24 protein-coding genes, 2 tRNA genes and 2 riboswitches are annotated in these 23,218 nt (G+C 69.8%); of the genes, 13 read left to right on the forward strand and 13 right to left on the reverse strand.

Annotated features, from left to right (window positions below):
• The first annotated feature begins 19 nt into the window (after positions 1 to 19).
• The 4 genes from VYI76_RS12985 to VYI76_RS13000 all read left to right on the forward strand — a co-directional run bounded on the left by VYI76_RS12985 (position 20) and on the right by VYI76_RS13000 (position 2,602).
• Positions 20 to 496 (forward strand): SspB family protein, encoded by a 477-nt coding sequence (locus tag VYI76_RS12985; protein WP_326525221.1) that lies wholly within the window; start codon positions 20 to 22, stop codon positions 494 to 496.
• Positions 497 to 696: 200 nt separating this feature from the next.
• Positions 697 to 960, forward strand: coding sequence for a hypothetical protein (locus VYI76_RS12990; protein ID WP_326525222.1), 264 nt, complete (start codon positions 697 to 699; stop codon positions 958 to 960).
• Entirely contained in the window at positions 957 to 2,339 is a 1,383-nt protein-coding gene (gene fumC, locus VYI76_RS12995; RefSeq protein WP_326525223.1) for a class II fumarate hydratase, read from the forward strand. Before VYI76_RS12990 ends, fumC begins: the two co-directional genes overlap by 4 nt.
• A gap of 56 nt (positions 2,340 to 2,395) precedes the next feature.
• Complete coding sequence (locus tag VYI76_RS13000; protein WP_326525224.1) at positions 2,396 to 2,602, forward strand: hypothetical protein; 207 nt, start codon at positions 2,396 to 2,398, stop codon at positions 2,600 to 2,602.
• Here VYI76_RS13000 and VYI76_RS13005 read toward each other — a convergent pair.
• Positions 2,577 to 3,152: a DUF2585 domain-containing protein gene (locus VYI76_RS13005; protein ID WP_443018955.1), complete on the reverse strand. Its 576-nt coding sequence runs from the start codon at positions 3,150 to 3,152 to the stop codon at positions 2,577 to 2,579. The genes VYI76_RS13000 and VYI76_RS13005 overlap by 26 nt on opposite strands.
• A gap of 82 nt (positions 3,153 to 3,234) precedes the next feature.
• Here VYI76_RS13005 and gmk point away from each other — a divergent pair, with 82 nt between their 5' ends.
• Both gmk and VYI76_RS13015 read left to right on the forward strand, forming a co-directional pair.
• Positions 3,235 to 3,891: a guanylate kinase gene (gene gmk, locus VYI76_RS13010; RefSeq protein WP_326525225.1), complete on the forward strand. Its 657-nt coding sequence runs from the start codon at positions 3,235 to 3,237 to the stop codon at positions 3,889 to 3,891.
• Positions 3,892 to 3,968: 77 nt separating this feature from the next.
• Entirely contained in the window at positions 3,969 to 4,553 is a 585-nt protein-coding gene (locus VYI76_RS13015) for a hypothetical protein (protein WP_326525226.1), read from the forward strand.
• Positions 4,554 to 4,559: 6 nt separating this feature from the next.
• On the opposite strand, the gene VYI76_RS13020 is transcribed toward VYI76_RS13015, so the two are convergent.
• Together VYI76_RS13020 and VYI76_RS13025 are read right to left on the reverse strand one after the other, a co-directional pair.
• Complete coding sequence (locus tag VYI76_RS13020) at positions 4,560 to 5,255, reverse strand: hypothetical protein (RefSeq protein ID WP_326525227.1); 696 nt, start codon at positions 5,253 to 5,255, stop codon at positions 4,560 to 4,562.
• A 29-nt stretch (positions 5,256 to 5,284) separates the two neighbouring features.
• On the reverse strand, positions 5,285 to 6,049 hold the full coding sequence (locus VYI76_RS13025) for a TrmH family RNA methyltransferase (RefSeq protein ID WP_326525228.1): 765 nt from the start codon (positions 6,047 to 6,049) through the stop codon (positions 5,285 to 5,287).
• A gap of 194 nt (positions 6,050 to 6,243) precedes the next feature.
• On the opposite strand from VYI76_RS13025, the gene VYI76_RS13030 reads away from it, so the two are divergent.
• Positions 6,244 to 6,330 (forward strand) — tRNA-Tyr (locus tag VYI76_RS13030).
• 19 nt (positions 6,331 to 6,349) lie between these two features.
• On the opposite strand, the gene VYI76_RS13035 is transcribed toward VYI76_RS13030, so the two are convergent.
• From VYI76_RS13035 to VYI76_RS13045, 3 genes are read right to left on the reverse strand one after another with little or no spacing between them, the layout of a single operon-like run.
• Complete coding sequence (locus VYI76_RS13035; protein WP_326525229.1) at positions 6,350 to 7,705, reverse strand: sensor histidine kinase; 1,356 nt, start codon at positions 7,703 to 7,705, stop codon at positions 6,350 to 6,352.
• Positions 7,702 to 8,364 carry a response regulator transcription factor gene (locus VYI76_RS13040; RefSeq protein ID WP_326525230.1) on the reverse strand — a complete coding sequence of 221 codons (663 nt, stop codon included), beginning with the start codon at positions 8,362 to 8,364 and terminating at the stop codon, positions 7,702 to 7,704. The genes VYI76_RS13035 and VYI76_RS13040 overlap by 4 nt, the downstream gene beginning before the upstream one ends.
• Entirely contained in the window at positions 8,364 to 8,708 is a 345-nt protein-coding gene (locus tag VYI76_RS13045; protein ID WP_326525231.1) for a PepSY domain-containing protein, read from the reverse strand. Before VYI76_RS13045 ends, VYI76_RS13040 begins: the two co-directional genes overlap by 1 nt.
• A 112-nt stretch (positions 8,709 to 8,820) precedes the next feature.
• Between VYI76_RS13045 and VYI76_RS13050 the strand changes: the two genes are divergently transcribed.
• Positions 8,821 to 9,108, forward strand: a complete 288-nt coding sequence (locus VYI76_RS13050; RefSeq protein WP_326525232.1) for a PepSY domain-containing protein — start codon at positions 8,821 to 8,823, stop codon at positions 9,106 to 9,108.
• A 73-nt stretch (positions 9,109 to 9,181) separates the two neighbouring features.
• Complete coding sequence (locus tag VYI76_RS13055; RefSeq protein WP_326525233.1) at positions 9,182 to 11,227, forward strand: TonB-dependent receptor plug domain-containing protein; 2,046 nt, start codon at positions 9,182 to 9,184, stop codon at positions 11,225 to 11,227.
• A gap of 10 nt (positions 11,228 to 11,237) precedes the next feature.
• Here the strand turns inward: VYI76_RS13055 and VYI76_RS13060 are convergent, their stop codons facing one another.
• The 4 genes from VYI76_RS13060 to VYI76_RS13075 all read right to left on the reverse strand — a co-directional run bounded on the left by VYI76_RS13060 (position 11,238) and on the right by VYI76_RS13075 (position 15,770).
• Positions 11,238 to 11,750, reverse strand: a complete 513-nt coding sequence (locus VYI76_RS13060) for a hypothetical protein (RefSeq protein WP_326525234.1) — start codon at positions 11,748 to 11,750, stop codon at positions 11,238 to 11,240.
• Positions 11,750 to 13,669: a TonB-dependent receptor plug domain-containing protein gene (locus tag VYI76_RS13065; RefSeq protein ID WP_326525235.1), complete on the reverse strand. Its 1,920-nt coding sequence runs from the start codon at positions 13,667 to 13,669 to the stop codon at positions 11,750 to 11,752. Before VYI76_RS13065 ends, VYI76_RS13060 begins: the two co-directional genes overlap by 1 nt.
• A 150-nt stretch (positions 13,670 to 13,819) precedes the next feature.
• A riboswitch (cobalamin riboswitch) is annotated at positions 13,820 to 14,008 on the reverse strand.
• On the reverse strand, positions 14,008 to 14,790 hold the full coding sequence (locus VYI76_RS13070) for an ABC transporter ATP-binding protein (protein ID WP_326525236.1): 783 nt from the start codon (positions 14,788 to 14,790) through the stop codon (positions 14,008 to 14,010). It overlaps the preceding riboswitch by 1 nt.
• Complete coding sequence (locus tag VYI76_RS13075) at positions 14,784 to 15,770, reverse strand: FecCD family ABC transporter permease (protein WP_326525237.1); 987 nt, start codon at positions 15,768 to 15,770, stop codon at positions 14,784 to 14,786. The genes VYI76_RS13070 and VYI76_RS13075 overlap by 7 nt, the downstream gene beginning before the upstream one ends.
• 38 nt (positions 15,771 to 15,808) lie before the next feature.
• Between VYI76_RS13075 and VYI76_RS13080 the strand changes: the two genes are divergently transcribed.
• Positions 15,809 to 16,633 (forward strand): ABC transporter substrate-binding protein, encoded by an 825-nt coding sequence (locus tag VYI76_RS13080; RefSeq protein WP_326525238.1) that lies wholly within the window; start codon positions 15,809 to 15,811, stop codon positions 16,631 to 16,633.
• Between the two features lie 148 nt (positions 16,634 to 16,781).
• Positions 16,782 to 17,002: riboswitch (cobalamin riboswitch) on the reverse strand.
• A gap of 178 nt (positions 17,003 to 17,180) precedes the next feature.
• Here the strand turns inward: VYI76_RS13080 and VYI76_RS13085 are convergent.
• The 3 genes from VYI76_RS13085 to VYI76_RS13095 all read right to left on the reverse strand — a co-directional run bounded on the left by VYI76_RS13085 (position 17,181) and on the right by VYI76_RS13095 (position 19,375).
• A tRNA-Gly gene (locus VYI76_RS13085) sits at positions 17,181 to 17,254 on the reverse strand.
• A gap of 54 nt (positions 17,255 to 17,308) precedes the next feature.
• Positions 17,309 to 18,637 (reverse strand): sensor histidine kinase, encoded by a 1,329-nt coding sequence (locus VYI76_RS13090; RefSeq protein ID WP_326525239.1) that lies wholly within the window; start codon positions 18,635 to 18,637, stop codon positions 17,309 to 17,311.
• A gap of 18 nt (positions 18,638 to 18,655) precedes the next feature.
• Entirely contained in the window at positions 18,656 to 19,375 is a 720-nt protein-coding gene (locus VYI76_RS13095; RefSeq protein ID WP_326525240.1) for a response regulator transcription factor, read from the reverse strand.
• A gap of 108 nt (positions 19,376 to 19,483) precedes the next feature.
• Between VYI76_RS13095 and VYI76_RS13100 the strand changes: the two genes are divergently transcribed.
• The 3 genes from VYI76_RS13100 to hisS all read left to right on the forward strand — a co-directional run bounded on the left by VYI76_RS13100 (position 19,484) and on the right by hisS (position 23,194).
• Entirely contained in the window at positions 19,484 to 20,083 is a 600-nt protein-coding gene (locus VYI76_RS13100; protein WP_326525241.1) for a hypothetical protein, read from the forward strand.
• A gap of 100 nt (positions 20,084 to 20,183) precedes the next feature.
• Complete coding sequence (locus tag VYI76_RS13105; RefSeq protein WP_326525242.1) at positions 20,184 to 21,872, forward strand: caspase family protein; 1,689 nt, start codon at positions 20,184 to 20,186, stop codon at positions 21,870 to 21,872.
• Between the two features lie 68 nt (positions 21,873 to 21,940).
• Entirely contained in the window at positions 21,941 to 23,194 is a 1,254-nt protein-coding gene (gene hisS / locus VYI76_RS13110; RefSeq protein WP_326525243.1) for a histidine--tRNA ligase, read from the forward strand.
• Positions 23,195 to 23,218 lie beyond the last annotated feature (24 nt).

Below are 23,218 nucleotides of genomic sequence, written 5' to 3' on the forward strand. Positions count from 1 at the left end.
CGCCGCCAGCAAGGCGGACATGACCGCACCCGTCGCCGACAGCCTGATTCCGTACGACGAGATCGTGCAGGAGGCGCTGCGCGCCGTTGTCGGCCGCGTGCTTGGCTCGATCGCGGAGACGGGCGGCCTGCCGGGCGAGCATCATTTCTACATCACCTTCAAAACGCAGGGTGCGGGCGTCGATATCCCCAAGCGCCTTATCGAGCGGTTCCCGGACGAGATGACGATCGTCATCCAGCACCGGTTCTGGGACCTGAAGGTCGATGACAAGGGCTTCCAGGTCGGGCTGTCGTTCAGTCAGGTGCCGTCGATGCTCATCATCCCCTTCTCGGCGATCACCGGGTTCCACGACCCGGCGGTCAATTTCGAGCTGCGTTTCCAGGCGAACGACGAAGACGGCGTCGAGCCGCACGAGGCCGCCGAGAACGACCAGCCCGCCGCGCGCGTCGAGGACGGGTCGAACGTCGTCGCGGTGGATTTCAAGCGGAAGAAATAGGGGGCGAGGCGGGTAGCGACAGCCAGCCGCCGCTTGCGAACCGATGCGAACCGCCGGCCGGCTAGCCGGCGTTATTGCCGTGACGATGCCGGGGCGTCTTTTGGCCTGTCCTGTGACAAATCGTCCCACCCGGCGCCTCCGGGCGTGACGCGGGCCGTCGCAGCCCCCATATCGTTCCGATCCCGAACCGGAGCCGAGCCATGCCCAAACTGCCCGATGACGCGAAGGCGCGGTTTCGCCGCATGATGACGTGGATCGCGATCGCCGCGGTCCTGATGGTGGCGGGCGCGCTCTGGTATCTCTCGCTGTTCGAGCCGCTGCGTCTGCACATGGTGATCGCGACGATCCTGGGCGTGTTCTTCTCGGTGCTGCTGGGGTCGGGGCTGTTCGCGGCGGCGTTCTTCAGCGATCGCAGCGGACACGACCAGCAGGTGACCGACGCGACGCAGCAGGAGGGGAAATGACCGCGACGCGCACCGAGAGTGATTCGATCGGTGCGATAGCGGTTCCCGCCGACGCTTACTGGGGTGCGCAGACGCAGCGATCGATCGAGAATTTCCCTTTCCCGCCGACCGAGCGGATGCCGATCGCGATCGTCCATGCGCTGGCACTGGTGAAGCAGGCCGCGGCAATGGTGAACCGCGCGGCGCTGGGCGACGAAAAGGCCGACGCGATCATCGCCGCCGCGGCCGAGGTTGTCGCGGGCAAGCTCGACGACCAGTTCCCGCTGGTCATCTGGCAGACCGGCAGCGGCACCCAGACCAACATGAACGTCAACGAGGTGATCGCCGGCCGCGCCAACGAGATGCTGGCCGGCACGCGCGGCGGCAAGACGCCGGTCCACCCCAATGACGACGTCAACCGGGGGCAATCGTCCAACGACAGTTTCCCGACCGCGCTGCACATCGCGGCGACGATCGCGGTGCGCGAACGGCTGTTTCCCGCGCTCGACCGGCTGCACGCCGCACTGGCGGCGAAGGCGGATGGCTGGGCCGGGGTCGTCAAGATCGGACGCACCCACCTGCAGGATGCGACGCCGCTGACGCTGGGGCAGGAATTTTCCGGCTACGCCAACCAGCTTTATCGCTGCCGCCGCCGGATCGAGCCGGGCGTGGAACACGGCACCCAGCGGCTGGCGCAGGGCGGGACGGCGGTCGGCACCGGGCTCAATGCACCGCAAGGCTTTGCCGAGGATTTCTGCGCCGCGTTGCGCGATATCACCAGCATCGCCTTCATTTCGGCCGAGAATATGTTCGAGGCGCTGGCGTCGAACGATCCGCTGGTTCACCTGTCGGGCACCCTCAACACGCTGGCGGTGGCGCTGACCAAGATCGCCAACGATATCCGCCTGCTCGGCTCGGGTCCGCGTTCGGGCATCGGCGAGCTGGTGCTGCCGGCCAACGAGCCGGGCAGCTCGATCATGCCGGGCAAGGTCAACCCCACCCAGTGCGAGATGCTGACGATGGTGGCGGGGCAGGTGATCGGCAACCACGCCGCCGTGACGGTGGGCGGGATGCAGGGGCATCTGGAACTCAACGTGTTCAAGCCGTTGATCGGCGCGGCCGTGCTGCGCTCGATCGACCTGCTGGCGGTCGGGATGGAATCGTTCGCGCAGCGCTGTGTCGCGGGGCTGGTGGCCGACGAACGGCGGATCGGCGAACTGGTCGATCGATCGCTGATGCTGGTCACCGCGCTGGCGCCCGAGATCGGTTATGACAATGCGGCGAAGATCGCCAAGCACGCGCACGAACACGGCCTGACGTTGAAGGAGGCCGGGCTGGCGCTGGGGCTGGTCGATGCCGCGACGTTCGACCGGCTGGTGCGGCCCGGCGATATGGTGTGAGGGAACCGAAGCCGTGTTCCAGCGCTATACCGCCCGCGTAACGAAGGGGATTGTGTATGATCGGCAGGATTATCGGTGCTCTGGTCGGCCGCGAGATCGATCGGCGCGACGGTTCGGGCGGCGCCAAGGGAGCGGTCATCGGCTATGCGGCGGCGGGCGCGTTGCGCCGGCTGGGTCCACTCGGCCTGATCCTCGGCGGCGGCTATGTCGCCAAGAAGGCCTATGATCGCCGCAAGGCTAAGCGCCCGACTGCCAGGTCCTGATCGCCTCGACCGGCGACACCAGCATCAGCACGTTGAGCGCCAGATTGTCGCGGATCACCCACAAGGTCAGCAGTTCGAACGCCACGCCCAACGCGACCGTCGCCCACACTGGCGCGCGGCGGGCGAAGGCGAAACCCAGCGCCATCCACGCGACGTCGGCGACCGAGTTGATGATCGAATCGCCGGTATAGCCAAGCGCGATCGTCGCCTCGCGATAGCGGTTGATGATGATCGGCGAATTTTCCAGCACTTCCCACGCCGCCTCGATCGCGACGGCCAGGATCAGGCGTTCGCCGGGCGGACGCCGGCGCAGGACGAGCCAGCCGAGCGCGTAGAACAGGAAGCCGTGGATGATGTGGCTGGGCGTGTACCAGTCCGCGATATGCTGGCTGTTGCCGTCGTCGAGCGCGGGATGCCACAGATCGACATAGCCGCAGGTGCAGATCGGGCTGCGGCCCATCGCGTAGAGTGCTGCGGCCATCGCGGCTAGGATCAACGCGACGACCAGCCAATGGCGAGGACGGATATCGGCGAGCGAGGGTGCGGGCATCAATGGAGCCTACCGGAGCGTGCAGCGGTATCAACCATCTCTCGCAGTTGACCGGTCGCCACTCGCACGTCACTAGCGCGCCATGCCCGACCGCTCCGACTCCGATCCGCACGGCTTCAAGCGCCGCGGCCTGATGTTCGTGCTGTCCTCGCCGTCGGGCGCGGGCAAATCGACGATCGCGGGCAAGCTGATGGCGGCGGAGCCCGATCTGTCGGTGTCGGTATCCTACACCACCCGCCCGATGCGCCCTGGCGAGGTCGATGGCCGCGAATATCATTTCATCGATCTCGACCGGTTCCGCGAAATGGTCGACAACCATGAATTCCTCGAATGGGCGCACGTCTTCGACCATCGTTACGGCACGCCGAAGACCGATGTGTTCCACATGCTGGGCGATGGAACGGACATCCTGTTCGACATCGACTGGCAGGGGGCGCAGCAGCTCCACCAGCTGGCCGGCGGCGACGTCGTCCGCGTGTTCATCCTGCCGCCGTCGATGCCCGAGCTTCGCCAGCGGCTCGAACGCCGCGCGACCGACAGCCTGGAGGTGATCGACGCCCGCATGGCGCGCGCCGCCAACGAGGTCAGCCACTGGGACGGATATGATTATGTGCTGGTCAACGACGACGTCGAACAGTGTTTCGAACATGTCCGCACGATCCTGGCCGCCGAGCGACTCAAGCGTTCGCGCCAGACGGGGTTGATCGGATTGATCCGCAGGCTGACAAAGACCGCCTGACGGGGGCGGCGCGGCGGACGGGATCGAGATCGGTCCGTCCGGGTTGAACCCCCGCGAACAGGCGGAGGTTTCGAGATATGGCGCGGATGATTCTCGGCAGCGTGCTGGGCGGGGTCGCGATGTGGCTGGTCGGCTTCATCTTCTGGGGCACGCCCCTGTCGCGGATCGCGCTCAGCGCGCTCGACGACGCGACCGGCGCGGCGGTGCAGGCGGCGCTGAAGCAGCATCTGGAGGCGGCGGGCAGCGGCGCCTATCCGGTGCCGTGGCCGGGCACCGACATCGGCACCACGCTCTATGGTCAGGGACCGAGCGCGCTGGTGTTCTTCCACTCGGGCGGGCTGCCGGTGGTCGATTCGGGGGCGCTGGTCGGCGGGCTGGTGCTGGCGATCATCTGTTCGCTGCTGATCGGCGTGGCGCTTCATGCCCTGCGCGATCGGGTGACGACGTTCGCCGACCGGATGAAGCTGGTCATCTGGTTCGTGCTTGCGGCGACGCTGTGGACCGACATCGGCCAGCCGGTGTTCAACCACATGCCGTGGCGTTATTTCGCCTATCTGTGGGTCAGCGACGTGGCTGGGCTGATCGCGGCCGGCGCGGTGATCGCGCGCTGGTTCCTGCCGCGAGCCTCGATGGCGACGACGGCAACGCCGCCCGTCGCCTGACCCCCGTCAGGGCAGGGGTGCCAGCTTCAGGACCGCCATCGGTGCGTCGCGGGTGAGTGGTGTCGCCTTCCATGCGATCGACCTGCGGCCGTCGCTGCCGGGTGTCGCGCCGTCCTCGCTGTTCTGGCTGACGATCCCGGCATCGGTGACGAGGGTGAAGGTGCCGTCGAGCCGGTCGGTCGCGCCCTTGCCCCCGGTCGGGTCCATCATGCCGCCAAGCCCGGCGTCCTGGCGTTCATTGGCAAAGGCCGGCGCCTTGACGCGAACCGCGTCCTTCCCGCGCAGTTCGATGGCGAGGAAGGGGATGATCGCCTGCGCATCGACATTGAAGGGGTAGATGAAATTGTGCGTCAGCCGCCCGCTGATCGCATAGTCGATCGCGAAGCGGCCCTCGCCCAGGTAATCGACGCGATTATAGCCCGCTTCCTTGCGTAGCGCCTCGGCGATGGTGGCGTTCTTGCGCTCACGTTCTGCGGCCTTCTTTTTGTCGTCGGCGCGATCCTCGGCAGTCTTCTCGCCGTCTCCGGAAGCCAGGGCGCGCTCCATGTCCTCCGCCCATACCTCGCCGGCATAGGTGAAGGTGAAGCTGCGGTCGGCAAGCACCGTCAGGGTCGATACGAACTTGCCCGGCGTTATGACGCACCCCCACAGCAGCAGCGGCGCGAGCAGCGCGAGCAGGAGCGGCTTGAGGCGGTCGGTCATCGCATGTCCCCCGGCAATGTCGCCGCGTTCTAGCGCCGATGCGTGGCCACCGCATAGAGGGCGATCGCCGCCGCGTTTGAGATGTTGAGGCTTTCGACCCTGGGCGAGATCGGCAGTTTGGCGAGCTGGTCGCAATGCGCGGCGGTGTTCTGCCGCATGCCTTCGCCCTCTGCGCCCAGCACCAGCGCGACCTTCGGCGGGCCGAGCGCGTCCGCCAGCGCCGTTTCGGTATGGCCGGTCAGGCCGATCCGCCAGTATCCCGCCGCCTCGATCTCCTCCAGCGCGCGGGCGAGGTTGACCACGCGGACCCAAGGCACGGTCTCCAGCGTACCCGACGCCGATCGCGCGAGCGCGCCCGATTCGGGTGGCGAGTGGCGATCCTGGGTGACGATGCCCAGCGCGTCGAAGGCGGCGGCCGAGCGCAGCACCGCACCGACATTGTGCGGGTCGGTCACCTGATCGAGCACGATCAGCGGGCGATTGTCGCCCTTGCCCTGTTCGAGCAGGTCGCCCAGCCAGATGTCCTCCAGCGGATCGACCTCGATCACCAGCCCCTGGTGCGGCGCGTCGCCGGGCACCAGCCGCGCCAGATCGGCGCTGTCGGCATAGGTGACGGGCAGGTCGGCGGGCAGCTTGCCGAGCGCCGATGCCGCCTCGTGCGTCGCCCACAGCTTGCGTACGCGGCGCTCCGGGTTCGCCAGCGCAGCCATTACCGGATGGCGGCCCCAGAAGCGCGGGCGATCGGGGCTGCCACGCTTGGCGCGATGGCCCTGTTTCAGGGTGCGGCGGCTCATCGGGCGATGGCGGCGTTGCGGGCCGGCTGGCGCATCGTCTTCCTTAGCGGTTGCAAAATGATCGGGCTCGCTTGCTATGCGCGGCGATCCCCCGGCGCAAGGCGCGCGACGCGGCGTTGACAGATGGTCCGCGTGGCGGCATTGGGCGCGCTCGCTTCACCACGAGCGACCCGCCCCTCAGGGCGCTGACCTGGGGACAGGTGGCCGAGTGGTTAAAGGCAGCAGACTGTAAATCTGCCCGGGTTTCCCGTACGCTGGTTCGAATCCAGCCCTGTCCACCACCCCCAGTATTGTCGAAACTCAGGCGGGCGGCAGGGGCCAGCTGACCGTCGCGATCAGGCCGCCCTGCTCGCGATTGGCGAGCGTCAGCGTGCCGTCGGTGGCCTCCACATGATCGCGGACGATCGACAGGCCGAGCCCGTGCCCGCCGCCAGTTTCGTCGAGGCGAACTCCGCGCGCGAGCGCACGATTCGCTTCCGCCTCCGACAGGCCGGGCCCGTCGTCACCGATCGTGATGACGGCGACGTCGGACGGGTGTCGTCGCGCCGCGATGCTCACCCGTGACCGGGCGTGTCGCACCGCATTCTCGATGAGCGCGCCCAGGATCTCGCTCAGATCGGGGCCGGCGACCGGAAGTTGCAGGTCGTCGGGAATATCGACGTCGAAGATGATCCGTTCGCCCGCTTCGGTCCGCTCGATCACCGCGAGAACGCGCTCCACCGCGGCCAGGGCCGGAGTCGAGGCGAGGGGGGCCGTCTCGCGGGCCAGCGCCGCGCGGGCGCGCGCCAGTTCGCCCTCCAGCGCGGCGCGTGCCGCCCCGATCGCGCGGTCGAGGCCGTCGGCCGCATCGGTCGCGCCGGCTTCGCGCGCGCGCCGGCTCTGCGCCGCCATCGCCGCGAGCGGGGTCTTGAGGCTGTGCGCGAGATCGGAGGCGCGGGTGCGCGCCCGAGAGAGATCGGTCGCGCGCGCATCCGCCAGCGCGTTGATCGCGTCGATCAGCGGACGGACCTCGGCGAGATGCGTGCCGTCCAGCCGGGCGCCCGGGTTGCGGCGAAGGCGGTCCAGTTCCTCGCGGACGCGCGCGAGCGGGCGCAGGCCAAGCCCCACCTGGGCATAGGCGGCGAGCATCAGGACGGCCCACAGCAGCGCGAGCGACCCGATGACCTCGCGGCGGAACTCGCGGCTGGCCTGCACCAGCGAATCGTCGTCGCCGGCAAGCTGGACGAGCACCGCCCGGCCGGTCGGGTCGGGGCGCACCAGTCGTTCGATGAGCAGCAGTCCGTGCGTGTACGGTCCCGGCGTGCGCCGCACCGCCCAGCTCTGCGTTGGTGCGGCCGCCGGCCGGTCGAGCGACTGATCCCACAGCGACGGGGAGTGGACGGCGCCGCGCGACGTCGACACCTGCCAGTATAGGCCGCCGGCGGGCTGGTTGAAGCGACTGTCGGTCGGATAGCCATCGATCTGCGGGCGCCCCTGCGCATCGATCCGCAGGCCGCCGAGCAGTTCGGCGGCCCTGACTTCGAGCGACAGGGCCTCGCGGCGTTCGATATGCCGGTCGAACAGCAATGTCAGGCCGAAGGCGGCGACCGCCAGCGCCAGCAGGATCGCGAGCCCCGCCGCGGCGAGCAGGCGCAGGCGGAGCGACCGGAAATTCATCGCGCGTCCGAGATCAGATATCCCAGTCCACGGCGCGTCTCGACGATGTCCGGGCCGATCTTGCGCCGCAGTCGGGCGAGCAGCGCCTCGATCGCATTGGTGTCGGCCGCGTCGGCGACGCCGTGGAGATGTTCGGCGATGAGCTGGGCCGAGGTCACCTGCCCCGGACGGTGGCCGAGATATTCCAGGAAGCGGTACTCGAGGGGCGACAGGCGCACCGTCCGGTCATCGATCAGCGCCGCCATGCGGCCGGTGTCGAGGGTCAGCCGGCCGATGCGGAACTGCGGCGCGCCATGCCCGGCCGCGCGGCGCAGCAGCGCGCGCACCCTTGCGATCAGTTCCGGCATCACGAACGGCTTGGCGAGATAATCGTCGGCGCCGGCCTCTATCCCCTCGACCTTCTCGATCCATTCGCCGCGCGCCGTCAGGATGAGGACGGGGAAGTTGCGCCCCGCCGACCGCCAGCGACGCAGCACGCTGAGCCCGTCGAGCCGCGGCAGGCCGAGATCGAGGATGGCGGCCGCATAATCCTCGGTATCGCCGAGGAACCAGGCCTCGTCGCCCTGGGTGGAAAGCTCCGCGACATAGCCGGCGTCGCGGAGCGCGCGGACGAGGTCTTCGCCTACGTCCGGATCATCCTCCACCACCAGCAGGCGCATCAATCATCCTCGATCTTGATAAGCGCGCCGGTACGCGCGTCGAGTTCCACCTCGCGCACACGCCCGGTGGCGGTCAGGATCTTTATCTCATATTTCAGGCGGCCGTCATCATGCTCCAGCTCGATCTTCACCACGTCGCCGCGGACATGCGTCTGGGCGAGTTGCAGGATGCGCGGGAGCGGCAGGAGCTGGCCGCGCGCGACGGCGGAGCGGATCGCCTGCGCCTCGGCCGCGCGGCGCTGGTCCTTCTTGCTTTCCGCCTGCGCGCTCGTCGTGATGCCGATGGTGCCGGCCACCAGGATCGCATGGCGGACAAGGGTGCGGACGTGTCTGCTTCGGGTCATTCTGCCGCTTTCCCACGCCGCCGCTGACGTTTCGCTGACGGCCGCCGCACGAACTTCGTCAGCGGGCCCCGTCTAGCCCGTCGTCTCCCAACACGAAAAGAGGAGAACGACCATGTCCCTGTCCATCACCCGCGTCGCCGCGATCGCGACCGGATCGCTGCTGCTCGCTGGAACCGCACCCGTCGATTCGGCCACGGCGCAGCCACGAGCGTCTGCGGCGCCGTCGATGAGCTTCGCCACGCTCGAGCAGAAGGCGATCGGCATGGGCATTCGCCCGACCGAGCTGAAGATCGGTCGCCGCGTCGCAGAGATCGAGGGGCGCGACGGACAGGGCCGCGAGGTCGAGGTGAAACTCGATCCGCGCAGCGGCCAGGTGCTGAGCCGCAAGTTCGACGACTGACCCCGCACGGCCCGGCCGCTCCCCTCAGGGGCCGGGCCACCCCACTAGCGGTCCCTCGATCGAAAGCCTGTCCATGCATTCTTCCTTCCGCGCGATGACGCTGGCGCTGTGTGCCGTGTCGGTTCCGCTCGCCACGCCTGCGACGGCCCAGGACGCCGCCGTCGTGCAGGAGCGGCCGGGCGTCACCGTTTACCCGCCCGCGCATTTCGAACGCTCGCAGCCCAACACCGCGCTCGACATGGTGAAGCTGCTGCCCGGATTCCGCGTGCAGGAGGGCGATTCCGACCGGCGCGGCTATTCGGGTGCGGCGGCCAACGTGCTGATCGACGGCCAGCGGCCGGCGTCGAAGCAGGAGACGGTGGAGGAACTGCTCAAGCGCATCCCGGCTAGCTCGGTCAGTCGTATCGAGCTGGTCCAGGGCGCGGAGGCCGGGTTCGACATGCAGGGCTATGCGCTGATCGCCAATGTCGTCCGCAAGGGCGGAGGGACGCTGCGCGGCCGGATCGAGGGCGAATATGCGAATTTCCGGCACGGCCTCGACGCGCCCCGGCTGGCGGGCGAGGTCGCCTATGGCAGCGGCGATCGCCTGGCCGAGCTGTCCGGCGCCATCTATCGCGAGATCGACGACGAACATGGCTTCGGGTCGCGCAACCGCTATGCCCCCGATGGCTCGCCGACGCGGCTGGCCGCCTATGCGCAGCCCGAGGGCGAGACCGTCAGGCAGGTCACCGGCGGCTATCGCCAGCCGCTGCTGGGCGGCACGGTGCGTCTGAACGGCCTGTTCAAGGACAGCCGCAAGTTCGCCGATATCGCCAATTCCATCACCTTTCCCACCGTCCGCGAGACCAGCGGAACCGAGCGCAAGCACAGCCGGGCGACCGAGGGCGGGATGCACGCCGAGCGACAATTCGGCGCCGGCACCAGTGGCGAGCTGGTCGCGATCCGGCGCGATACCCGCGTCCGCGCCGTCGACCGATCGATCGAGGGCGCCGACGAGGAGGTGAACAAGGAAGCGTCCGACGCCAGCGAGACGATCCTGCGTGTGGCGCTGCGTACCAGCCTGGGGGGCGTCGCGCTGGAGGGTGGCGTGGAAGCCGCCCGCAACGTGCTGCACAGCCGTACCGCGCTTACCGAGAACGGCGTTGCAATCCCGCTGCCTGCCGCCGATGTCACGATCGCCGAGAACCGGGCGGAAGGCTTCGTCACTGGCAGCTGGCGGCCTGCCGCGCGCCTAGCCGTCGAGGCCGGATTGCGCGGCGAGGTGTCCCGGCTGACGCAAAGCGGCGACAGCGATCTCGCCAAGTCACTCGCCTTCCTCAAGCCGCGCTTCCTGGCGACGTGGTCGCCGCCCGGCGCCAACCTGTTCCGCCTGCTGGTCGAGCGCGAGGTGGGGCAGCTCGACTTCGGCGATTTCGTCAGCAGCGCGTCGCTCAACACCGGCACGGTGACGGCGGGCAACAAGGACCTGGAACCCGACAGCCTGTGGCGGTTCGAGCTCGCCTGGGAACGCCGGATCGGCAAGGGATCGCTGGTGCTGACCGCGCGGCACGAGCGGATCAGCGACGTCGTCGATCGCATCCCGGTGGTTGCGGGCGGCACGCTGTTCGACGCGGTCGGCAACATCGGTTCGGGCGTCAGGAACGAGGCTCAGGCCGACCTGAACCTGCCGATGGACGGGGCCGGGCTGCGCGGCGTGACGATCCAGGGGCACATGATCGCCCGCCGTGGCCGCGTCGTCGATCCGATCACCGGCGAGCGCCGCGCGATTTCCAAGGACCTGCCCCTCGAAGGCTCGGTCTCGCTGACCCATGACCTGCCGCGATGGCATTTGCGCTGGGGCGTCAACTATGTGGTCGCCACAAGGGAGCAGCAGTTCAAGCTCGATGAACTGGAGATCGACCGGCTTGGCGAACGGATCGACGTCTTCGTCGAATACAAGCCCGACACCCGCTGGACGCTGCGCCTTTTCGCCAAGAACCTGAGCGACAGCGCGGCCGTTCGTGATCGCACCGTCTACACTGGCCTGCGCGGCATCAGCCCCGTTCGCCATCTCGACCGGCGCGAGTTGCGGAGCGGGGCCTATGCCGGCGTCACGATCCAGCGGTCTTTCGGAAGCTGAACAACGCGGATCAGGCCGCGCGGGTGCGACCGGCGGCGGGCAGGCCGATCGCGACCAGCGCGTGGTAGAGCGCGACCAGCCCGGCGAGCATCAGCGCCTCCTGCCCGAACTGGCGGATCGTCCAATAGGGCGACAGCGCGGTATGGAGGCCGCCCAGCACCAGCGACCAGACCGCTAGCGTCGCCTTGTACGCGACGAAGCCGGTGCCGAACGCCGTCGCGAGGCGGACCGCGCCGTGGCTGGCCGCCGTCGCCCGATCGCCCCAGCGTGCCGCCGCCATCGCCGCGAGCGCGGCGCTGAGCAGCGCGACGCCCCAGGCGAGGGTGGTGGGATCCCGCGGATAATCGAGCACGCAGAAGCCGATCACTTGGCTCGATGCCCATGACAGCGCGACCAGCGCGAAGCCGGCGCGGGCCGGCAGCCGGGTGGCCGCGATCGCCGCCAGCGCCGCGAACGGCGTGGCGCATGCCAGCGCAAGCGTGGTCACCGCGCCGGCGACCGCGAACACGACCACCCACAGCATCAGAAACGCCCCCGGAGGCCGGCGTAGATGCTGCGTCCGAGCGTGCCGTAGCCGCGCGCCGTCTGGTAGCTTTCATCGAACAGATTTTCGACGCGGGCGAACAGGCGGACGTTCGCGCTGATCGGCACGTCGCCGCGCAGATCGACCAGCGTGTAGGGCGCGAGGCGCACGGTGTTGGCCGCATTCTCGAAGCTTTCCCCCGACCAGCGCAGCGCCGCGCCGATCGAGCCGCCGGCGTCGAACGCATAGTCTATCGATGCATTGGCCGTGTGCCGCGGCCGGCGGGCGAGCGACTTGCCGAAACTCGCGCCGGGGGTGCGATCCTCCGCCGCCACCCAGCTATAATTGCCGGCGATCAGCAGCGGCTTGACCGGGCGGACGCTGGCGCTCGCCTCGATGCCCCGTGCGGCGGCGCGGGCGATGTTGGCGTAGTAGCCGAAGCGCGTGCCCGTCGGGGTGATGCACAGCGGCTGAGGGTTGGTGAAGCTGCAGCTGAAGAAGCCGATCTGGTCGCGCGTCTGGCGTTCGAAATATGTCGCCCCGGCGGTTACCGCGCCGTCGACGAACCGCTGTTCGAGGCCGGCTTCCCAGCCGTGCGCGTCTTCGGGACGCAGCGTGGTGTTCCCGTATTCCGAAAAGAGCTGGTAAAGCGACGGCGCCTTGAAGCCCTCGCCATAGCTGGCGCGCGCCACCGTGCCCCAGGGCGTGACATAGACCGCGCCGGCCGATGCCTGGGTCTTCGATCCGAAGCGGTCGTGATCGTCGTGGCGCACCCCGCCGCTGAGCGTCAGCCCGGCGATCGGGGTGGCGTTCACCTGGCCGTAGACGCTGGTGATCCCGGCACGCGCGCGCACGGTGCCGGAAAAGGGATCGTTGGTGCGGAACCGCGCGCGTTCGTCCTCGACGCCGAACGTCACGTCCCAGCCGTCGGCGATCGCGACGCTGCCCTGATATTCCAGCCGTTCGTTGCGGCCCAGCCCGTCGAACGTCCGTGCGGCCGGCGGGGTGGGGTTGTAGTTCGACCGGTCGACGCTGGTGTAGCCATAGCCGAAGCGGTTGCGGAAGCGCCCGCCGAACAGCGCGACGTTGAGGCCGGCATAGCCGACGAATTCACGGTTGAGGGTGTATTCGGGACTATCGACGCCGAAGCCGTCGAGGTCGGCGCGCGCGTTCGAATAGAGGCCGCGCACCTCGACGCTGACGCCAGACGTGACGTCGAGCAGTGCGCGGCCCGCGACGCTGCGGTTGCGATAGCCGTCGGGCTCGGTGCCCGATGCGATCGCGGAGATGCCGTCGGTGGTGAAGGCCTGTCCGGCGATGCGCCACGCCAGCGGCCCGTTGCGGCCGCCCAGCGCGGCGCGTGCGCTGACGGTGTCGCGCGACCCGGCCTCGACATCGAAGCTGCCTTCCAGCGGCCTTTCGCCGAGTGGCGTCACGATGTTGACCACGCCGCCGATCGCCTGGCTGCCCCACAGGATCGACTGCGGCCCGCGCAGCACCTCTATGCGGGCGGCGTCGCCGGTCAGCAGGTTGGCGAAATTGTAGCCGCCGCCGATCGCCGACGGATCGTTGAGCTTGACGCCGTCGAGTACGACGACGGTCTGCTCGCTCTCGGCGCCGCGGATGCGCAACGAGGTGGCGGTGCCGTAGCCACCGTTGCGGGCGATCGACACGCCGGGGGTGCGCAGCAGCAGTTCGGTGACGCCCAGATCCTGCGACCGGTCGATCGCGTCCTTGTCCAGCACCGTCACCGATGCGGTGACGCGATCGGCGGGCAGGGGGATACGGGTGGCGGTGACGACGACGGCGGCTGCGCCGTCCTTCGCCTCGGTAGCGGCGGCGTCGGGCGCGGGCGCCTGCTGCGCGAGGGCAGAGGTGGAGGCGAACAGGCCGGCGATGAACAGCGATGACTTCAGCATTCGGGTAACTCCCACAGACGATCGGACCCGCGGATCGCGTGGGGAGAAGCGGCGGGCGCGCGCCTGCCGGCCCTCCCCGCGCAAACGCGCGGGCTGGCGATGTCGTCACTCGGGCATGTTACCCGTCCGCTCGGCGCACCCTGGCCGGACGAAAGACGACTGCTGCAGGCAGGTCTCCTGGCTCACGGGTCAGTGCCGGTCCTCGCCGCCTTCTCGGGATCGCTCCCAATGGCATGTGGCGTGGTGGCTCGCCGCTTACAGTTGCAGGGGCAGCCGGGGTATCGCACCCCGTTCCCTTTTCATCCCCGTCTCCGGAGAACCTTCAGCAGTTGGCGCCCCTACGCCTCGTCCGCGGGCCGGTCAATGCGTGCCAGCGGAACGACCAGGCCATCGGCGATCCGCGCGCTGACGCCGTAGACCGAAGCCAGCCGTTCAGGGGTGAGTACCTCCAGCGGCGCGCCATCGGCGACGATCCGTCCGGCATCGAGCAGGACCAGCCGGTCGCAATAGCGCGCGGCGGTGGTCAGGTCGTGGAGCACGACGACGACGAACAGCCCGGCATGCGCCTCGCGCCGCAGCAGTTCGACGACGTCGATCTGGTGGCCGGGGTCGAGCGCGGCGAGCGGTTCGTCGACCAGCAGGGCCGGTGCCTCGACCGCCAGCGCACGGGCCAGCAGCGCGCGGGCGCGTTCGCCGCCCGACAGTTCGGTCGCGGGCCGATCGCGAAAGCGCAGTACGTCGGCGCGCTCCATCGCGCGCTCGATCGCCGTGGCATCCCGGGCCCCCACGCGCGACATCGGCGCGAGATGGGGCAGGCGGCCGAGCGACACCAGGCGCTCGACCGAGATCGGCCAGTGCACCGTCTGCCCCTGCGGCAGATAGGCTATGCGGCGCGCGAGATCGCGGCGCGGCACGCTGGGCAGCGGTACGCCGTCGATCGCGATGCCGCCGCTATCGGGCGCGACCAGCCCGGTCATCGCCCGCAGCAGGGTCGATTTGCCCGCGCCGTTGGGGCCGATCACGCCGACCAGGCTGCCGGGCGCGAGCGTCAGCGACAGCGCGTCGAGCACCAGTCGCCCGCCCAGCCGGACGTCGATCGCGTCGCAGGCGATCGTCACCACAGCCGTCGCCCCCCAAGAAGATAGGCCAGGAACACGGGCACCCCCAGGAAGGCGGTGACGACGCCCAGCTTGAGTTCGGTGCCGGTCGAGATCAGGCGGACGCCGATGTCGGCAAACACCAGCAGCGCCGCGCCGCCGAGCATCGACGGCAGCAGGGTCGCGGACGGGGACCGGTCGGTCAGCGGGCGCACCAGATGTGGCACGATCAGCCCGACGAAACCGATCGACCCCGATACCGCCACCGCCCCGCCCATACCGATCGCGATGCCGAGCAGCAGCCGCAGCCGCAGCCGTGCGACGTCCACGCCCAGCGTGCGCGCGCCGTCCTCGCCCAGCGTCAGCGCGTCGAGCGCGCGTCCGTCGGCCAGCAGCAGCGCCGCGCCGACGGCGACGCAAGGCAGCGCGATCCAGACATGATCGATCGACCGGTTCTCGATCGATCCCATCAGCCACGTCATGATCTCCATCGCCGCGAACGGATTGGGCGACAGGTTGAGCGCGAGGTTGATGCCTGCGATCGCCAGCGTCGACACCGCGGTCCCGGCGAGGATCAGTGTCAGCGGCGTCTCCGTCCGGCCGGCGAGCGCGAACAATATCGCGAGCGAGGAGACCGCGCCCGCCACCGCGAGCGCGGGCAGCACCAGCGGATGAAGCTGCGCGAGGCCGTAGTAGATCGCCAGCACCGCACCCAGCGCGGCGGCGCTCGACGTGCCGAGCACGGCGGGGTCGGCGAGCGGGTTGCGCAGGTAACCCTGCAGCACCGCGCCGCCGAGCCCCAGCATCGCGCCGACCGCGATCGCGATCAGCGTGCGGGGCAGGCGCAGTTCGATCAGAATCGTGGTGGCGACGGGATCGCCATGCCCGGCGACGACGGCCGCGAGCCGCGACAGATCGATCGGGATGGTGCCGAACAGCAGCGACGCAAGGCCGGCGACGAGGACCAGCAGGCTTAGCGCCGACAGCAGCAGCGGGCGGCTCATCGCTTGCCCTCCGCCCGCAAGCGGCTAACGCGGTCGGGATGATCGCCAAAGCCCTTGTCGTCGCGCTGGCGGGCGCGCTGGTATCGAGCCCGGTGGCACCGCCGTCCGCCGCGCCTGGCGATGCCGCCCCGCGCCGGATCGTGTCGGCCGATCTGTGCGCCGACCAGCTGGTGCTGCATTTGGCCGATCGCGGGCAGATCGCCGGGCTGAGCCGCAACGCCGCCGATCCGTCGCTGTCCGCCGCCGCGGCGCGTGCCCGCGGGCTGCCGATTTTGCGCGATTCGGCGGAGATGCTGCTGGTCGCCGATCCGGACATGGTCGTCGCGATGCCGGGATGGCGCGGGATGCGTGGCGGGCGCCAGCCGCGCCTGATCGAGGTGCCGAGCGCCGAAACCTATCCGGCGATCGTCGAACGGTTGCGCGTGGTAGGTGACGCGACCGGCCATGCCGGCCGGGCTGAGGCGCTGGTCCGAGCGATGGACGCGCGCCTCGCGAAGCTGCCACGCGATGCGGGGCGGGGGAAGGTTGCGGCCTATTACCAGCGGCGCGGCTACATGACCGGAACGGGCACGCTGGTCGACGATCTGATGCGGCGGGTGGGGCTGGTCAATCTGGCGGGAAGGCTGGGCAAGCCGGTGCTGTCGCAACTGACGCTGGAGGAGATGGTGGCGGCGAAGCCCGACTATCTGATCCTCGAAAGCGCGACCGCTCGCGTGGCCGATCAGGGTACGGAGATGCTGCACCACCCGGCGCTGCGCGATATCCCGAAACTGTGGCTGCCCCAGGCGTGGACGGTGTGCGGCAGCCCCGAATATGTGCTGGCGGCGGAGAACCTGGTTCGCCAGATGACGCGCGGTCGCTAGCGGGACGTCCCCCGCCACAGCCCTGTCTCCGGCATCGCATCGCATCGTCACGTCGGCCCGCCTTCTTCCGATGGGCGGCCCGCGCCGCCCGTCGTTGCACCCCGTCGCCGACCGGACGAACCGTGCCGCGGCCTCGCCTGGGCCGAAGCAAGAGCGACCCGCGCCGGCAGGTCTCCTGGCTCGCGGGTCGTCGCGCGGTGCATGCCTTCCCGGGGGAGCATCCTCCCCAGTGGCTGTCACGGGCGTGTCCGCCCCGACGCTGCATCGCGCTCGCCGCTCACAGTTGCAGGGACAGCCGCGGATCGAGCGGCGCGAACCGTCCCTACCGCGTTCCCGTTTTAAGCCTCTGGGGCACCGGCACGTTCTGAACGCCGCTGGAAGCGGCGCGGGCGGACCCTAGGACAAGTGGGTGCGGGGGCCAATGGCGGATTGGGGAAAGGCTGAGAAGGCGCCGCGGCAAAGCCGCGTCGTCGGTCGGCGCGGTGGCGCCGCCGGCCGGCCTGTCGCGGCTCGTGGTCGAACAGCGTTCGACCTACGCGCGACAGGCTGGAGCGGGTGAAGGGAATCGAACCCTCGTCATAAGCTTGGAAGGCTTCTGCTCTACCATTGAGCTACACCCGCTTCGTCGCGTGCTTTGGCGGAGAAGCGCGCGGCGGGCAAGTCTGCTGATGCCGCTCACCCCTCGAACCGGTTGAACCGTACGCTGACGGACAGGCCGGGGTCGGCGCCCTCCAGATCGACCCTGGCGCCGTGCCGCTTGGCGACGGCGGTGACGAGCGCGAGGCCGAGGCCGTGGCCGGCGACGTGGCGCACCGTCTTGCCGCGCTGATAGCGGCCGAGCACGATGTCGCGTTCCTCGTCCGGGATGCCCGGCCCCGAATCGCGGACCATCAGCCGGGCGGCGCCGCTCTCCTCCGCCACGACGACCTCGACGATGCTGCCCGGCGGCGAGAATTTGATCGCATTGTCGATCAGGTTGGCGGCGAGGCGGATGACCAGCATCTTCTCGCCCAGGATGGTCACGCGGTCGAGACGGGTGCTGAGGCGGATCGGCCGCGCGTCGGCGACACTCGCATAGAGTTCGACGGCGGCCGCCACCGCTTCGTCGAGCCGCATCGGGGCGAGGCCGCCGGTCGATCCCGCCTCCACCTCGGCGATGTCGAGCAGCGCCTCGAAGGTCTGGAGGATGTCGTCGGTTTCGGCCGATGCGGCGGCGGCGAGGCTGCGCGCCTCGTCCAGATCGGGCGCGGCGGCGGCCTGGTCGATCGAGTTGCGCAGGCGTGAGACGGGGGTGCGCAGATCGTGGGCGATGCGGTTCGACACGTCGCGCAGCCCGGCGACGAGCGAATCGATGCGTTCGAGCATGTCGTTGACGTGGCGGGCGAGGGCGGAGAATTCGTCGTCGCGCGTCCCCGCCGGCGCGCGCGCGGCGAAATCGCCGCCGCGTACCCGGTCGCACGCCGCGTTGATCGCGGCGACGCGCGCGCGCAGTTCCCGCGTCGCCAGAAAACCGACGATGCCGGCAATGGCCAGAGCTATGCCCAGTACGATCGCGCCGATCGTCAGCAACCGCCGGGTCAGCGAGCCCTGGACCAGGCGGCGACCGATCCACAGATCGGTATCGGCATCGATGCGAATGCGCCGCGCCAGGCCTGCCGGCGCGCTGCTTTCGTAGAAGCGGCCCTCGCGCCGCAGCATCACCGTGTCGGGCAGGCCGGCGACGACGCGGCCATCTTCGGTCAGCCGGTACAGCCGCTCGTCGTCGATCGCCGAGCGCGCCAGCACGATCGCGAAGGCGCGGGCGCGCTGGCTGGCCGGATCGCGACCGATCTTGTCGAGCGTTTCGGCGACGTCGGTGTCGATCAGCGCGATCGCGCGGTCACGATCGGCGGCGCGGACAAGGAGTGCGCTGCCCACCGCGAAGCCGCCGCCGAGCAAGGCGATGACGAACAGATAACCGACCAGCAGACGCTGGATCGTCGAGACCTGCCGGGCTTCCCGCATGTGCGACCGCGCGGGAGGTCAGCCGTGCGCGCTGGGCTGGGCGTGGACGATGAAGCCCTGCTTGCGCACGGTATGGATGATCGGGAAGCCGACCCCGGCGTCGAGCTTCGCGCGCAGCCGCGACAGGTTGACGTCGATCACGTTGATCTGCGGCGGGATGCGGTATTCGGGCCAGCAGGCGTTCCAGATCATCTGGCGCGAGACGACCGATTCGGCGTTTTCGGCCAGAAATTTCAGGATCTCGAATTCCTTCGGGGAAAGGTCGATGAAGCCGCCCTTCCAGTGGACGGTGCGGGCCTTCACCCGGATTTCGAGGTCGCCCAGCACGATCACTTCCGGGTGCGGATCGGCGACCGCACGGCGCAGCAGCGCCTTGACGCGCGCGACCAGTTCCTCGCCGTCGAACGGCTTGGCGAGATAATCGTCGGCGCCGGCATCCAGCCCCTCGATGCGGTTGCGCGTCGAGCCGAGGTTGCTGAGCGCGAGGACGGGGGTCTTCACCTCCAGTTCGCGCAGCTTCTCCAGCGCCTCCAGCCCGTCCATGCCGTCGTTCATTCGGTCGAGGATGATGAGATCATAGGCGCTTCCGGCCGCCATCTTCAGTGCGTCCTCGCCGCGCGTCACACGGCTGACGTCGTCGTACCCGGCATCGGTCAATGCGCGCAGGACACGCTGCGCCGCTTCGCCATCATCCTCGAGCAGCAAGAGCCGCATCGCGCTGTCCCCCCGTGTCATCATGCCTTACGGTTTCTTACAGGCAAGATGGAAAAGCGACTGACGAGAGCCGTAAGTTGAACGTCAGGCGGTTGTGCGGCACATTCTGGCGGATTTGACGAAGAGGGGATCATGGTTCGTTACTGCCTGTTCGCCGGTGCCGTGCTGCTGACCGCGATGGCGCCCGTGCCCGCCGCCGATCCGGCCGCGGAACCGCAACCGATCGCCGCGTTTGAGACGCTGAAGCTGTCGGCGGAAATCGCGCGGGCTGGCGAGAAGGCCAGGGACCCGTGGCTGATGATCGCCGCCGCCCGCCTGCGCGCGACCGCCGAGGTGCAGCCCGATGCGAACGCCGCCGGCCGCGCCGAGGACTGGCTGGCCAGGGCCGAGGCGCTGGGCGGCGATGATCCGCGCGTCGGCAGCGTGGTGGCGGACCTGCGCGCGATCGGCTTCAAGGGGCGCGCCGCGGGGCCGCGTGTCAGCCAGGAACTGCTGCGCGGCGGCGAGCGCCGCAGCTTCACCGAAACCTTCAAGGCGGGCCGGCCGGCGGTCGTCTATATCGAGGGTGACGGCGACACCAACCTGACGCTGCGGGTCGGCGCGGCGTGCCACGACATCCGTCCCGGCGACGTCAAGATCTGTTCGTGGATGCCCACGAAATCGGAGCAGGTGACGGTGGAGATCGGCAATTCCGGCCGCGTCCAGAACCGCGTGGTTCTGGGGATCAATTGAGGCGGTGACGCGCACGACGCGTTATTCCCGCGAAAGCGGGAACCCGTTCCCCGGACTGGCCCGGCGCTTCTGCCGGAGGTGGGCTCCCGCTTTCGCGCGGATGACGAAAGGGGTAGTCGCTGCCCTTGTCGGCCTGCTTCTCGCCACCCCCGCCCACGCCGACCGCGCGCTGCTGATCGGCGTCGGTTCCTACCCCAACCTGCCCGCATCGCTGCGTCTCCAGGCGCCGGAGGAGGATGCCCGTCGTCTGGCCGCCGCGTTGACCAGCGCCGGTTTCCCCAGGGATCGGCTGGAGCTGATGACCGCGACGGATGGCACGCCGCCGACGCGCGCGGCGGTGCTGGCGTCGCTCGACCGGCTGGCGGCCGAAGCGGTGCGCGGCGAACAGGTACTGGTCTATTTCTCCGGCCATGGCGCGCAGGCACCGACGCTCACTCCCGCGCTGGAGCCCGACGGCTTCGACGAACTCTATCTGATGCTCGACGCGCGCGCGTGGGACGGCGGGGCGGGACGCGTGCCCGGCGCGGTGCTCGACAAGGAACTCGCCGCGCGCATCTCCGCGATCCGCGCCAAGGGCGCCGACGTGTGGTTCGTCGCCGACGCGTGCCATGCCGGCGGAGTGTTCCGATCGGGCGGGGCGGACATCCGCACCAAGGCGCTGGATACCAAGCAGCTATCGATCCCCGCGCGCGTGTCCGCGCCCGGCGACGCCTTGCCGCCCGGACTGGCGGAGGCGCCGGTTGATCCGGCGGGCGCGGGGCGGCTGGCGGCGTTCTTCGCGGCGGCGCCGGGCGCGCTGGCGATCGAGCGCCGCCTGCCGCTGGGCAGCCCGGATGCTCGACCACTGTCGCAGTTCAGCTATGCGCTGGCCCGCGCGATCGCCGCCGGTCGGGTGCGGTCGCTGCGCGACCTGGCGGTGGCGATCGAGGCGACCGACGCCGGGATCGGCGGTGGCGCGCCCAAGCCCAGCTTCGAAGGGTCGCTCGACATGGGGGTGCTCGGGCTGACGCCGGACCGGCCGCGCCGCTATCCGCTCGCCCGCGCGGGCCGCACCCTGTCGATGCCCGCCGGGATCGAGGAGGGCTTCGCGGCCGGCGACCGCGTCGCACTCTATATTGCCGACACGCGCGTGGGGGAGAGCGTCGTGCTCGAATCGGGCATCGGCGCCAGCCGGCTGGCGATGCCGCCTGGCCTGCCCCCCGGCGCGGCGGAAGGCGCGGCGGCGCTGCAGATCGTGGGCGATGCCGAGCATCAGGCCGCACTGTTCGCCGCGATCGCCCCGCTTTCGGCGCGCGGCGCGGCGGAGGGGCTGGAGGTGACGGGGCGGCTGTGGCGGCCGGGGGCGAGCCGGGTGTGCCCCCCGCTCAGCGCCGACGATCCGCCGGGCACCCGGCCCGTGTCGATGCTGGCGCTGCCCGCGCTCGGCCAGTGCGACGTGCTGATCGCGACGATCGCCAACCGGGGCACCGTCGCGGTCGATGTGTCGCCGATCTATTTCGAGGCCGACGGCAAGGTGACCGGCCTGGGCTATGTCGGCGGCGGCAGCGCGCGGATCGGCCCCGGCGAACAGCGCCGCATCGCCGTGCGCGCGCTGACCCAGGACAAGCAGGGCAAGCCGTTGCCCGAAGGCGTCGAGCGGGTGGCGATCGTCGCGCTGCCCGCCGTGACGCGCAGCCCCCGCGACCTGCGCGGCGCGGTGGGGACGGTGGTGACCCGTTCCGGCGCGCTCGCCTCGCTCGACGTGGGGGCAGGGGCGCTCACCTACCGCTGGCGCGTGGAGAAGCGGTGATCGCTGCTCCAAAGCGGGCAGGCCGGGGTCTGGCGCTCGGTTCACCGCATCGATAAAGGGCCGCCGCTATGGCGCGCATCCAGACACCCCAACGAGTCCGCGGCACGCAGGACATCGCGTTCGACGAGGAACGCCGGTTCGCCCGCGTGATCGAGGCGTTCGATCGCGTGCGGCGGCTTTATTGCTTCCAGCGCATCGAAGTGCCGGTGTTCGAGGATACGCAGGTGTTCGCCCGGTCGATCGGCGAGACGACCGACGTGGTGTCGAAGGAAATGTATTCCTTCCCCGACAAGGGCGGCGATTCGCTGACCCTGCGGCCGGAATTCACCGCCGGCATCGCGCGCGCCTTCATCACCAACGGCTGGCAGCAACACGCGCCGATGAAGATCGCGACGTCGGGCGCGGTGTTCCGTTACGAACGCCCGCAGAAGGGGCGGTATCGCCAGTTCCACCAAATCGACGCCGAGGTGATCGGCGCGGCGGAGCCGGCGGCGGACGTCGAACTGCTGGCGTTCGCGGATCAGCTGCTGAACGACCTGGGCATCGCGGACGGCGTGACGCTCCAGCTCAACACGCTGGGCGATGCCGAGACGCGCGATGCGTGGCGCGCGGCGCTGGTGGAACATTTCGCGGGCGCGCGGGCCGAGCTGTCCGAGGACAGCGTGGCGCGGCTCGACAAGAACCCGCTGCGCATCCTCGATTCGAAGGACCCGCGCGACCGCCCGATCGCCGACAGCGCGCCGGGCATCGACCAGTTCCTGACCGCCGAGGCGTCGGACTTCTTCGCCGCGGTGACGGGCGGGCTCGACGCGGCGGGGGTCAAGTGGACGCGCAACGACCGGCTGGTCCGCGGGCTGGACTATTATCGCCACACCGCGTTCGAGTTCGTCACGGATCGACTGGGCGCGCAGGGCACCGTGCTGGCGGGTGGGCGCTATGACGGGCTGATCGAGAGCCTGGGCGGCGCGCCGACGCCGGGCGTCGGCTGGGCGGCGGGGGTCGAGCGGCTGGCGATGCTGGTGGACGAGCCTGAGGTCGGACCGGCACCGGACGTGGTGATCGCGGTCGAGGATGACGGGGCGCTGGCGCTGGGTCAGAGCGCGCTCGTAGCCTTCCGGAAGGACGGTCTGTCGGCGGAAATGATCGCGACGGGTTCGCCCAGGAAGCGATACGACAAGGCGATGAAGCTGTCGGCGAAGGTGATCGTTTCGGTGACCGTCCGCGATGGGCGCTCCGTCGCGAATGGTCGGTCGGTCGTAGGCGCGCCGGAACATGGTCGCGTGGAAACGCTTCTTCGCGCGATGGCGGAGGCTGCTTCGTGACGTCCGTCGTCCTCCCGGCGAAGG

The sequence above is a fragment of the Sphingomonas sp. genome, from assembly GCF_035910975.1.
Lineage (GTDB): Bacteria > Pseudomonadota > Alphaproteobacteria > Sphingomonadales > Sphingomonadaceae > Sphingomonas.